We start from the raw sequence: 12,897 nt of genomic DNA, 5'->3' as shown, positions 1-12,897 counted from the left end.
TTCAATATTCCATCATATAGTTCATTCCATTGATGGTAATGCGATGTAATTTCTTCACTCCAAATGTTCTTCATTTAATCTAGTAATTTCTATTGAATTATCTCTTTCTTTTAACTTATGAGCCAAACTTTCTACACCAAACACTTCTGTAAACGTATGACTGCCTACAATTAAATTAATCCCTTTAAATTTCGCATGTTGCACTGTATATAATGTTTTTTCACCTGTTATGTACGTGTCACACCCTTTTTCTAATGCACGTTCAATCAAATTTGTATTGTTTCCTGCACCGGTTAAAATCGCAATCCGTTTTACTGGTTTATCGTGATTTCTCCAGCTCTTCACTTTCTCTTCCATTCTTTCTTCAAGTTTTCCAACTAAGTTTGAAAAAGGAATCGCTTCTTTATATTCTCCTATTCCCGGTAGTTCTTCTTCCTCATACGTGGAATATTCCAGTATTGTATCTATCCCAATTCCGTTAAATAACGATGTACATGTGCCAAACTTTACAAAATCTAACGGCAAATGAACCCAAAAATGATTCATTTCATATTGCTTCAATTTCTCAATACAAGCCTCTTCCATACCAAATAAAAAACTCCACGGCGCATGATGTGTAACTATCATATCGACTCCATTTCTATACGCTTCTTCAATAGTTTCTAACGTTAAATTTGTTGTGTAACCGATTTTGTGAAATTCATCTTTACTTATATGAGTAAAACCATATTCATCATCGCCGTATTTATGAAGATGCTCTCCAAATAGTGATGTTATATGTTCGTTAAACTGCTTTATATTCATTTTATTTCTCCTTTCATTTACTTTTATATTTCAAAAATAAGGAAATACTAAATAAAAACGTTACATACATATAGGAGGACACCATGAAACCTGAATTTTTAAAAGCTGTACATGATGCCATTGGAAACGTCGAACATATTCATATAGAAGAAAGCGGTGCTGACAGCTTACTTATCCATCATGATGATGCACAGCAATTACAACAAGTCGCTAAAACGCTAGAAAATAACAATTTTCGCTCTGCTTTAAGAACAACTGGAGATGCTTCGTATATTGAAGTATTGAACAGATAGTGAAAGTCCGGATGTATGCCGGGCTTTCTTTTTTTATATTGAAACTTCAAACTCTTTCACATACACCGCTGTTCCAGCAATATCTATTTGTAACTTTTCGTTTTCTATCCCTTTCGTTACATAAACAGTTACACGGCCATCTTTATTTATTTCCTGTCCTTGCTCAACGATTAAACCCAATTCATGTTCAAAATCTTTCTCTAAATACTCCGCATAATACGCTCCCATTACACCTGAAGCTGTTCCTGTCACTGGATCTTCAATCGTCCCAGCATAAGCTGACGAGAAATGACGGCCATGCATTTGTGCTAGTTCATCATAAGTTTCTAGACAAATTGGGTGAATAGAAGCATTAGGTATTTCTTTTAATACCGATGGAAATGCAGCATTATTAGGTTTCATTCTCTCACACGCATCTAGATTTTTAATCGGCACAATTACAGTCCAGTTTCCTGTACTTCCATATACTATCGGTAAACTTACATCTAAATCATTTACTTCTAAACCAATACTATGAGCTAATTCTTCTTTTGAACCTGTAAATTCTTTAAACTGAGGTGCTGTCTGCCTCATTTTAATAAAGGTTTCTCCATTTTCATTTACACCTATTTGTATCGGTAAAATCCCTGCCTTCGTTTCAATCGTAAGGTTACTTTTCTCTTCTAATAAACCTTTTTCGCGCAAGGCATATATCGTCCCTACTGTCCCATGACCACATAAATCCATTTCAAAACCAGGTGTAAAATAGCGCATTCTTATATCTCCTACTTCTGAGGAAAGAACAAAAGTTGTTTCGTTATATCCAACTTTTTCAGCAATAATTTGCATTTCCTCTTCCGTTAATCCATCTGCTTCTAATACAATACCTGCTGGATTTCCCTTATTTGGTTTATTCGTAAATGCGTCATAATGAAATACGTTTATAGTCTTCATTTTCTTTTCCCCTTATTTGTCCATTTCTTTATTTTTATAATCAATAAGAAAATTGATCTAACCAACTTTCATAATCATCATTTTGGAACGGACGGATCATCAGTCTCTCTGTCTCTACCTGTAATAGCGGCAGCTTCATTTATATCTCTTCCCTCAATTGTTTTTCGAATATTCTTTATTATCTTACACAAAATACAAAATCTAGTAAATCATTATGTTTTTGATACATAAAAACCCAGTCATGCCTTATACATAACTGGGTTCTCCATCGTTTTATAATTTTCTATTTCACAAGAACTACATCTCGTAATTCCCTCTTCAACACTTTTCCTAAAGCGTTTTTCGGTAACTCGTCTATGAATACTACTTCTGGTATTTTATAACTTGCTAACTTCTCCTTACAATACTGAATAATACTTTCTTCTGTTAATGTTGTTTCGCCATCCTTCACAATGTAAGCTCTTGGAACCTCTCCCCAAAAGTCATCTGGAACTCCAACTACTGCAACTTCTAAAACACCTTGTATTTCATGAATAACATCTTCTACTTGATCTGGATATACGTTGTCACCACCGCGTATAATAACGTCTTTATATCTTCCCATAATATGCAGGAATCCATCATCATCTATCATGCCAGCATCGCCCATGTTAAACCAGTTATCTTTTACTACCTTCTTTGTCGCCTTTTCATTATTCCAATACCCTTTAAACATGTATGGACTTTTCACATGAATCTCTCCAACTTCATTTGTTGTTAGTTCATGTCCTGTTTCCGGATGAACAATTTTCACCTCTACATTTTTCAAGGTCTTTCCTACAGAAGACATCTTTTCTTTTCCCATCATTGGATGCCATGAGGTTACAACCCAACCTTCTGTACTACCATAACCTTGCACCATATATATTCCTTTTTCCATATATTTTTGAATGAGTGTTTCTGGCACTTTTGTACCACCGCTTTGTGCTACTTTAAAGGTTGAAATATTACGTTCTTTTTTATTTAATTCATCAAGCATGTAACTATAAACAGCAGGGAACGCAAGCATCGTAGTAATTTTCTCTTCTTCAATCTTATCCCAAATAATAGCAGGATTCGAATCAGCTAAGAAAATCATCGTAACGCCATGATAAATACAATTTAAAATAGAAAGCACGCCACTCATATGGAACAATGGATGCACAGATAAAAAGCGTTCACCTGCTGGGATTTCTCTTTGTCCCGCAATTTCAGCAAAATAGTGATGTAAGTTTTTATGTCCAATTACACATGCTTTCGCCTGTCCAGTCGTTCCTGAAGTAAATAAGTAAATGGCGTCGTCTTCTTCATGAACTTCTACGTTCGGTTCTGTCGTTGGCTGTTTTTGCAGCTCTAATTCAAATGAACCAAAACCTTCTTTTGTCGTTTGAATTACATAAGGAATTTCTTTAACAGCATCAACATTTAATAACACTTCACTAAATTCTTCATCAATAACTAACACTTTTAATTTCGCTTCTTTTACAATTGTTTCTAATTCGTATACAGTAAGCTGATGATTTAGCGGAATAAATACCGCTCCAATTTTTAAACTTGCCATCATAACGCTTGGAAATGGGTGATTATTTTTGCATAGTATTCCTATACGATCTCCTCTTTGCACACCATTATGTAACAAATAATGTGCAAGCTGATTTACTCGTTCATTATATTGCTGAAACGAATATCTTTTCTTCCCTCCTACAAGCGCTTCCAAATTTGGTGACTGCATTGCTCTCTTTTGTAATAATTGTCGCATCGTTCTCAAGTAAAACTCCCCTTTATATATGTTAGGTTTTTTATTTTACCAGATTAACTATTAATTTACTAAAGATTACACTTAGTGAATATAAGAAAAATATAAAATAGCCATTTACTTCACAAGTAAATGGCTATTTTTCATTATATATTAGAATACTTCTTGTTCATTACATATTGCACATACTCAGGTGCACTTTTATCAATCTCTTCATCACTTAGTTTATATTCTGCACCATATAAATAAAAGGAAGGTATAAATTCCATACCTGTATATAGGCATGTAGCTTGGAATGGTTTCGTCAACTCATCCATTGTAATCCCACTATTTTCATAGTCTTTTTCTAATCCACCTATAGAAATAGCTACACCAAATTCTTTCCCCTTCACTTTATCTCCTTGTGATCCGTACGCAAATCCATATGTTAATACATCATCGAACCATTTTTTTAATAATGGTGGTGTGCTGTACCAGTAAAGCGGAAATTGAAATATATATCTGTCATGTTCTACTAATAACTTTTGCTCTTCTTCAATATTAAACTCCCAATTTGGTGCCACCTTATATAATTCATGCACCGTAATTTCATCTGAATGTTTCTCAAGTTCTTCTATCCATCTTTTATTAATTTTTGATTTTTCAATATGAGGGTGTGCTACAATTACAAGTGTTCTCATCATTTTCCAGCCCCTTTATAAATTAATCAATCCTTTACGTATTAGTATGAATGAGTTACATATAATTGAAAAGTACGTACTTTCAGGTACTATAGGAACCTTGAAGTACCTTTGGAGGTGTTATATGAATCAAAATGATAATTGCCCAATTGCAACAACACTCGATGTAATCGGTGGAAAATGGAAAGTTCATATTTTATGTATTTTGTCGGATGGAAAAATGCGAACAAATGAAATTAAACGAGAAATCCCAAACATTACACAAAAGGTTCTTACACAACAACTTCGGCAACTTGAAGCTGATGGGATTATCTATCGTACCGTATATCAAGAAGTACCACCAAAGGTTGAGTACACACTAAGTGAATACGGAAAATCTTTAATGCAAATAATGGATAATCTGTTTGAATGGGGAAAAGATCATCAAATTAAAAGATTACATGACTAAAAAAGCAATATATACTTTGTTTCATCCTCTACGTTCATATTTTTTGTTTTTATAAAGTTTATTTTCATTGTTTTTTAGCTAACTTGTTTTCTTAGATTGATGGACGTGACCCCACATCCATCAATCTAAAAAGATACAATTAGAAAAATGAGATTTCTATAAAGTTTCGCATATAAACACTACTTCCGCCTCATTAAGCGCTCGCTCTACTTTTTCTAATCTCAATTGTACGTAAGCTATAAAGAAGCACCCCTAAACCGAGAATTTTTTCATTATTAGACGCATTAGAACCTAAGGTAATAGTAGGTACATTTAAACCCATAAACCTTTCACTCCATTCTATAGGCATATAAAAAGATACTCCTTAAAAATAAAAAACGCTATTCTCTCTGTAAAATCATAGAAAAGAATAGCGTTTTTTATTTTGAAATAGAAGTCATTATTTAAACTAAACATGCTAATATTGATTTTGTGCGATTGTCAGTTACCTCATAATAAATTTCTAATCCTTTCCGAGTACCTGTAACCATTTTAGCAGCTTTTAGTTTAGATAAATGTTGACTAATTGTACTTTGAGGCATTTGTAAATCCCCATACATTGTTGTTACATTAGTAGGACCTTTTGCAAGCATTATTTTTACTAAAGATAGACGAACTGGATGCGCCAATACCTTTAACACCTCAGCGATTTCTTGAAACATTTCTTTTTTTTCTTTCATCTTATTTCTCCCCTTTTATATACATATTTATGTTATCCATATATATAATTCGAAGGTATATGCGTTTTTGTGTCCGTCATTTTAAAAAAATATAAAAAAACTTTTGTCCGAAACTAAAGGATTAGCTTAACATACTGTCTCACTATTCATAATGAATAGGAATCTCGTTATAGAAGCAGCAGTTTTTATGCTACAACTCTACATTCAACTAACTAAAACTAATGAAAAAAAGAGCAGATAGTCCGCTCTTTTATGATGCCTCCTTATGTTCCGTGGAATGTTTAACACTCCCCAGTCTCTTTAGTTTATTCCACCCTACCGCTACTCCTCGAAGCGATGAGAATATAGATTTAATGACAACATAAGTCATAAATTGACGATAAATAAAACGTTGTAAAATTAACCATGCCAATGGTTTTGGGTTCTCTTCCTCTAATTTAAATGCGAACAGAGAAGCGAGAAGATCCATTAAAAAGAATACAAAATAAAATCCTAAAACTTTTAGCGGATTACTACTAAATAGTCCTATAATCATTAATATATCTGCAAAAGGAGCAATGAATTGCAGAACATATTGGAATAACCACATGTTAGGCAGTGCAATAAACCCTAATGTTTTATGTTTAGAATTACACAACGCTTTTCGATGTTTCCAAAGACATTGAAGTGTACCATATGACCAACGATATCGCTGTTTAATGAGACTTTTCACATCCTCAGGTGATTCCGTAAAAGCATGCGCTTTTTCTTCATATACAATTCTATGCCCTTGACGTAAAAATGTAATAGTAAGATCCGTATCTTCTGCTAATGTATCTTCGCTTAAATATCCAGATTCAACTACATTCTTCTTGCGCCACGCCCCAATAGCTCCTGGAACGACTGTAATACAATTTAACTCATCAAAAGCTCTACGTTCTAAATTAAACCCTGTAATATACTCAACATGTTGCCAAGTAGTTAACAAATTCCGTCTATTCCCCACTTTGACATTACCTGAAACTGCAGCTACATTCTGATCTTCAAAGTGTCTAACCATTAAAGAAATAGCGTCTTGCGCAATAATAGTATCCGCATCTAAAGTGACAATGATTTCTCCTCGCGATTGTTGAAACCCTAGGTTCATTGCCGATGATTTCCCGCCATTTTCTTTCTGAATGAAACGAACTTTAGGGTGTTTATAAAATGTTTCTTTCATTACTTTTGACGTACCATCTGTCGATCCGTCATCCACAACAATAACTTCAAATTCTCTATAATTACTATTCAAAATTGAGTGAATCGTCTTGGCTATCACCTTTTCTTCATTATATGCCGCTATGACAACACTAACAAAAGGTTGATAAGACGAATTAATATAGCGAGATAACGTTTTTCTTTTCTGCTTCCATGCAAAATAAATTAAGAATAAAAATCGAAAAATCCCTAATCCAATAGCAATATAAAAAATAGTAGTTAATATATGTTTAAAGTATCCCGCTCCTGAAAAGACAGCTTTATTGTAAAGTAAATATTGCTTCCCCTCAGAAGAAACAGGAGGCATAATTTCATCTCGTTCTTTATTCATTAAATCTGAAATTGTTACAAAACTATATCCATGCTTTTTTAGGTCTTTAATAATGATTGGGAGCGCCTCTACTGTATGTGTACGATTCCCTCCCGCATCATGGAGAAGAATAATATTTCCCTCTCCCTTATAAATGGGATTAAGAGCACGCTTTACTAATTCATTTGTTGATGGTGTTGCCCAGTCTTCGGGATCAACTTTTTCCGCTACCATTGTATAGTTCATATTTTGTGCACGTAAAATAGGCAATATTTCATTTGATGAATCCGGGTTAGCATCCGCTTCATATGGCGGTCTAAATAAAACCGTAGAATGTCCAGTTACTTCCTGAATTAAACGTTGCGTCGTATTAAGTTCTACTTTCGTTCGTAGTAAAGACGTATCAGCTATGTTAGGATGCTTGAAAGTATGATTGCCAATTTCATGCCCTTCATCGTATATTCTTTTTACAATACTAGTATTTAGTTGTGCGTTTTCACCAAGTACAAAAAAAGCAGCTTTTATTTGATTCTCTTTTAATATATCTAAAATTTCTGGCGTATATTTCGGGTCTGGTCCATCATCAAATGTTAATACTACTTGTTTCCCATTTGGTTTTCCATATCGTTGCACTTCATATGCAGATGGTAAGGATTGATATACTTCATCTGTAAGGTAACCATCTTTGCCTACTTTAAAATCTCTCAATCCATTTTTTCTTTCATTCTCAATCTGTAAAATTTCACCTTGTCCAGAATAATTTACTTCATCTAAACTATTGATTTTATGTAATACATTAGGATTTTTTTGTGCCTCAATCGGATTTTTTAAAACTTTCCATATTGTAGGGTCTTCTGCTCCTAGTCTCCATAACGCAAATCCCTTTGCATTATTGTCCATTGCGATTTTCACTTGATTATAAAGAGTTACACCGTCTAAGAACCAAGCAGTATGTTCTTTCCCTTCTGTTTTATACCTAAAATAAGGGTTTCCACTCATTTTATCCCATTGAATTTTCATATTTGAATCATGAGCCATTGCCATAACTTCTGAGAAAGTTAAAGACTTCGCAGCTTCTTTACTATTTACTTGCCAATCATATCCATAGTTACCGAAAGCAACTATAAGCTTATTAGACGGAATATTCAGTTCTTTCAATGTATGTTGGAACCATTTATTTGAAGCAATTGGTCCTGGTTCCCCGGCTCCATAGTGCTCATCGTACATCATTACAATCATTCGATCTATTATTTTTGCTAACGCACTATAATCAAAAGCCTTATCATTAGCTGGAACATCTTGTGTAACGAGCAAATCATGTTGATGAAATTCCGTAGTAAGTTCTTTCATAAAATTTGTTAAGTTTTCTCTATCACTTTCAGGTACGGCCTCAAAGTCAATATTAATTCCTGAAAAATGATTCTTTTTAACTTGGCTTACTAAATCATTAATAAACTTTGTCTTTACATCATTTGAGGAATTCAGTAGCTTATGAATTAGCCCACTATCAGGACCAGAAGCTTCCTCAGTATAGTTAGTAAGCAAAGGCATAATCTTCACTTGATTTTTTTCTGCCAACTTTACTATCTCAGGTTTGATCTCACTTCTAATCGTTAAATCTGCTTTTAAATGATACCACTCTGGTACTAACGTAGTTAAGGAATCGATATTTTCTTTTAAAGAAGCGGTACTATTTTCATCCCAGTTTACGTAAAAACCATACACTTCTTTAGGTTGTTTACTATCCTTCGGCGGATTCACCAAATTTTTATTATCCTTCGTTTCGGTATTTGGGTTAAATTCTTCCTTCTTTAACTGCTGATCACTAAGTTTTTGATTAATTGGTACAAGTTTAGTATCTTGTTGTACAGCGGTATTCATATTTGGAATTTCTGGTGTTGAAAAAATACTTTGAAAGAAAAAATAGAATACAACACCTACACTAACTATTGAAATACATAGAAACGAAATAAAGGCTATGTTTCTCCTTCCTTTCGGATCATAAAAAACAGGTTTTTCTTTATCTTTTTCTTGTTGAATGTTTTTCTCCATTATATTTTTCACATACTCCTTCTTAATAGAACTATAGAATAATAAAGTGCAACTTTAATCAGCCCTCACCAATCGGGCATTTACGGGCAGCCCGATCCCCACCTAACTTCTTTGCTTCCGCTGAATTTTGAGATGGAGGTCTTACTGCCCGGCAAATAGCGGGATAAATCCTTTTAGCTTTGAAATGAATCTCTCACTTCCATATTCTATTGATTCTTCTTTTCATTCCCTTGCTGGTGGCCTCTATTTTCTTGTTGAGACCCCCTACCGTTGTTCCCTTGCTCGTTTCCGTCATTTTCTTTCTGGGATCCTCTTCCATTGTTCCCTTGCTGATTCCCGTTATTTCCTTGTTGAGGATCTCTTCCATTGTTCCCTTGCCCATTTCCATTATTTCCTTGTTGTGATTCTCTTCCGTTGTTCCCTTGCTGATTCCCATTATTTCCTTGTTGAGACCCTCTTCCGTTGTTCCCTTGTCCATTTCCATTATTCCCTTGTTGTGATCCTCTTCCGTTGTTCCCTTGCCCATTTCCATTATTCCCTTGTTGTGACCCTCTTCCGTTGTTCCCTTGCCCATTTCCATTATTTCCTTGTTGTGATTCTCTTCCGTTGTTCCCTTGCTGATTCCCATTATTTCCTTGTTGAGATTCTCTACTGTTATTCTCCTGTTGATTCCCTCTATTTTCTTGCTGAGATCCTCTTCCATTGTTTTCTTTTATTTGCTTCGATGGCTGTCCCTCTGTTTTCTTTTGTTCTTTCTGCTCTTGCTTTTCATATTTTTTTTCTTTTACAGGAGATAAATCCATTGATGCATCAGGAGATGACTCCGGCTGTGATTGCACCTCTTCTTCATTTTCCACCGGATTAGGCGGCGTGGCAGGAGGAGTAAGCGATTTGTTTTTCTCATTCTCTTGCTTTATATAGACACCTGTGCCAATTCCAGCTTTTCTAGCATTCTCTCGTACTTGCATCGTGCTACTTTGATATTCAACTGTAATATGTTTTAACTCATATTCTTTCTTTAATTCTTTCATTGCCTTTTCCAAAAGTGGTTCTAGTGCCTTGTCCTTTGCAACAGCTGTTAGCATAACTTGCTTATCTTTCGTTAAATACTTATCCTCTTGACTTTGCTTTATAATAGTCCGTATTACTTCTTGCAATTGTTTATTTTCCCAATGCTTCAATTCTTTTAAAATACGCCTTCCATCATCATTACAAGCCTGCAAATCTATAACACGAAAATCCTTTGTTACGCTCACCTCTAAACTTGGATTTATATCAACTGAGACGTAAGCAAATACTTTTTCTTCTGGTTGGTTGTAGAAAAACAGCACTGCAAATAGAAAACAAGCAACAAGTATTGATGCAGGTTTTAAAAAGGAAGGGATCGAAAAATACGATGCTTTTTGTTCTTGCTCATCAAATGAGATTTCCTCCCCGATCATGCAAGAATCCCCTTTTCTTTTACACGTAATAAACTCTCCATTTGGTGTTAAAACAACTACGCTATGCTTTTTTATATCCATCACAATTCCTTTATTCATCATGCTTTTCCCCTCTTATGTAATCCAGAATATATGTATAGTTGTTTGCAAAAATAATACACATTGCAATAATGTATTTTCTATGTCGTTCCAACGTTTTACGACTTACCCTAACACGCGGTTCGATATGTTTAAGCGGTAACTTTTTCTTTCGGAACAGCTCTTCCATCATTTCCTCTTCTTTTATAATAATTTTTACAATTTCTATTAAGTGCTCACGCGTATCACGATGCTTAGGAGATTCTTTAGCAAGCTCTGAGAATGTGATTTTAAACTCAGCTAGCACACTTTGAAAATGAAGAATTTCCTCCTTACGGTTACTATTTTCCATCTCTTTCATATACTCCGTAAGCGACACTTGCATTTCTAACATTTCCTCTTGCTCATCTTCTTTTAAAAAGACAAAGTTATGTTTAGACTCCTTACGTATATAGTCAATTACATCTCTTTTTATAAGAAGATCAGCAAACGCTAAAAAGGATTTTCCTTTTGTATAGGAATACTGTTCAATTGCTTCGTTAAATGCAAACAATCCAATGCTATATTCATCATCCTGTTCTGTAATATATCGGCGGCAGACAGATGAGATTGATTTTCTAATAAAAGGCTGATACTGTACGATAAACGCTTCTTTATCTTCTTCGTTGTTTTGTATGTTACATACGATATCTTCTATTTTCGGTTTTCTTAAGATCTTCATTACTAAACTCAACACTTGTAATCTCCCAGCCTCCTTCAAATAGCAAAATGGCCACTACACAAGTGACCATTTAACCAGATTTTCTTGGTACTTTTCTTCGGTCTTGTTTTCTTGCTGTTAGTTATATTTTTAGAGTCTAACGTTTTCTTAATGATTTTTCCTTTTCTCTCGGCACTACAGTTAGGTTTGTATTTTTATCTACTTTCTTATTTTCTACCGTTCGTTTTGCTTATTCTTTTTCTATTTTATCTGCAATCCTTGAATAACTCTCCTCTATACCATTGGTAATTTCATCCTTTTATTTTGGATGCCCACCTAATCTAGTAATTTTATTAATGCTTCTATATTCTTTCATAGTCATTTTTCTTCTATTTATTTTCTTCACTATACATATTCGAAGGAATACATAGTTTTATGGGGGTCAAAAAATATTTTTATAAAAAAATACATATTTATTTCAAAAATAAAAACCACCAATTTGAAAAAGGATAATCAAATTGGTGGTTTTCTTATAATATCTATTAAATTAAGTTGGATTCTCATTATATCTAAAAAAGTACTAGCTATCCTCTTCTGATTTTCTCCATTTTTATCTTTCTTGGTTATCATAATATGTCTTATCTGCGTATTTTCTATCATTTCCTTTTAGATAAGCTAAAATTACTTTTGGATTTTTAAGTAAAGTCCAGTCTCCATATGTATCAAATCTTCTGCATGAAGTTATCATTCCATTTTTAATAGTACCGAATTTCTTATTATTTTTCTTTCCCCACTCTTTTAAACGTTTAGCGAAATCTGCATCTTCTGCCATAAGCATGTTTTCATTAAATCCGTTGATTGCCATAAAGTCTTTTCTATAGCACCAAAAAATCCCTACAGATATAGCTCCGTACTTAAAAAGTAAGGGGATTATGATTAACATTGCGGAGAGAAATATTCCTAAAGATATTCTTTCAAACTTACCATTCACCCCACCACCAATGTATGTACCTGAAGCTAAATATTTATCTACATTAAACAACATAGACTCTGTCATTATGGTATCAGCGTCTATAGTAACGATTATTTCTCCACTAGCTATTTTAGCCCCTGCATTTCGAATTTTAGATAAGTTTTTATCGTTATTTTTCAATGTAACACAATTATAAGATTTTGCTATTTCCTCTGTTTTATCTGTACAACGATTTAAAACAACTATAACTTCCGTTTGCTCTTTATATGCCTCTGATGCCTTTGCAATTGAATCTAAACATTTTCTAATGTACTTTTCTTCATTATGCGCAGGAATTATAATAGAAAACTTCACATCTTTTTTCAAATTAACTCCTGAAGATTCGTTTGTCTCAGTCATAATATTCCCCCCTTATTTTATAAGGTAAATATCTACTATACATAAATTATATTAAT

12 protein-coding genes and 1 pseudogene are annotated in these 12,897 nt (G+C 33.8%); 2 read left to right on the top strand and 11 right to left on the bottom strand.

Annotated features, from left to right (window positions below):
* Positions 1–54: 54 nt before the first annotated feature.
* Complete coding sequence (locus ACTFN4_RS12530) at positions 55–804, bottom strand: Nif3-like dinuclear metal center hexameric protein (protein ID WP_001022442.1); 750 nt, start codon at positions 802–804, stop codon at positions 55–57.
* Between the two features lie 83 nt (positions 805–887).
* Here ACTFN4_RS12530 and ACTFN4_RS12525 point away from each other — a divergent pair, with 83 nt between their 5' ends.
* On the top strand, positions 888–1,097 hold the full coding sequence (locus ACTFN4_RS12525; RefSeq protein WP_000801653.1) for a hypothetical protein: 210 nt from the start codon (positions 888–890) through the stop codon (positions 1,095–1,097).
* Between the two features lie 33 nt (positions 1,098–1,130).
* Here the strand turns inward: ACTFN4_RS12525 and ACTFN4_RS12520 are convergent, their stop codons facing one another.
* The 4 genes and pseudogenes from ACTFN4_RS12520 to ACTFN4_RS12505 form a co-directional block, all read right to left on the bottom strand.
* On the bottom strand, positions 1,131–2,030 hold the full coding sequence (locus tag ACTFN4_RS12520) for a PhzF family phenazine biosynthesis isomerase (protein WP_071741105.1): 900 nt from the start codon (positions 2,028–2,030) through the stop codon (positions 1,131–1,133).
* A 46-nt stretch (positions 2,031–2,076) separates the two neighbouring features.
* Positions 2,077–2,169 (bottom strand): annotated as a pseudogene (locus tag ACTFN4_RS12515) (GNAT family N-acetyltransferase); the annotation flags it as partial.
* A 144-nt stretch (positions 2,170–2,313) separates the two neighbouring features.
* On the bottom strand, positions 2,314–3,807 hold the full coding sequence (locus ACTFN4_RS12510; RefSeq protein ID WP_002195674.1) for a class I adenylate-forming enzyme family protein: 1,494 nt from the start codon (positions 3,805–3,807) through the stop codon (positions 2,314–2,316).
* Positions 3,808–3,950: 143 nt separating this feature from the next.
* Entirely contained in the window at positions 3,951–4,484 is a 534-nt protein-coding gene (locus tag ACTFN4_RS12505) for an NAD(P)H-dependent oxidoreductase (protein WP_025921899.1), read from the bottom strand.
* Between the two features lie 124 nt (positions 4,485–4,608).
* Between ACTFN4_RS12505 and ACTFN4_RS12500 the strand changes: the two genes are divergently transcribed.
* Positions 4,609–4,932 (top strand): winged helix-turn-helix transcriptional regulator, encoded by a 324-nt coding sequence (locus ACTFN4_RS12500; RefSeq protein WP_001072981.1) that lies wholly within the window; start codon positions 4,609–4,611, stop codon positions 4,930–4,932.
* Between the two features lie 193 nt (positions 4,933–5,125).
* Here the strand turns inward: ACTFN4_RS12500 and ACTFN4_RS12495 are convergent, their stop codons facing one another.
* The 6 genes from ACTFN4_RS12495 to ACTFN4_RS12470 all read right to left on the bottom strand — a co-directional run bounded on the left by ACTFN4_RS12495 (position 5,126) and on the right by ACTFN4_RS12470 (position 12,841).
* Entirely contained in the window at positions 5,126–5,281 is a 156-nt protein-coding gene (locus tag ACTFN4_RS12495) for a hypothetical protein (RefSeq protein ID WP_001121201.1), read from the bottom strand.
* A 94-nt stretch (positions 5,282–5,375) separates the two neighbouring features.
* Positions 5,376–5,651 (bottom strand): ArsR/SmtB family transcription factor, encoded by a 276-nt coding sequence (locus ACTFN4_RS12490; RefSeq protein ID WP_000660066.1) that lies wholly within the window; start codon positions 5,649–5,651, stop codon positions 5,376–5,378.
* A gap of 250 nt (positions 5,652–5,901) precedes the next feature.
* On the bottom strand, positions 5,902–9,249 hold the full coding sequence (locus tag ACTFN4_RS12485) for a glycosyltransferase (RefSeq protein WP_439962362.1): 3,348 nt from the start codon (positions 9,247–9,249) through the stop codon (positions 5,902–5,904).
* A gap of 206 nt (positions 9,250–9,455) precedes the next feature.
* The gene (locus ACTFN4_RS12480) at positions 9,456–10,793 is read right to left on the bottom strand and encodes an anti-sigma factor domain-containing protein (RefSeq protein WP_439962361.1); all 1,338 of its coding nucleotides are present in this window, start codon (positions 10,791–10,793) and stop codon (positions 9,456–9,458) included.
* The gene (gene sigI, locus ACTFN4_RS12475) at positions 10,783–11,505 is read right to left on the bottom strand and encodes an RNA polymerase sigma factor SigI (RefSeq protein WP_002082432.1); all 723 of its coding nucleotides are present in this window, start codon (positions 11,503–11,505) and stop codon (positions 10,783–10,785) included. Before sigI ends, ACTFN4_RS12480 begins: the two co-directional genes overlap by 11 nt.
* Positions 11,506–12,079: 574 nt before the next feature.
* Positions 12,080–12,841, bottom strand: a complete 762-nt coding sequence (locus ACTFN4_RS12470) for a glycosyltransferase (RefSeq protein ID WP_000141007.1) — start codon at positions 12,839–12,841, stop codon at positions 12,080–12,082.
* Between the last annotated feature and the right edge of the window lie 56 nt (positions 12,842–12,897).

This window comes from Bacillus cereus group sp. MYBK95-2 (assembly GCF_051915225.1).
Classification (GTDB): Bacteria; Bacillota; Bacilli; order Bacillales; family Bacillaceae_G; genus Bacillus_A; species Bacillus_A cereus.
This window is presented reverse-complemented; position numbering and strand designations above follow the sequence as displayed.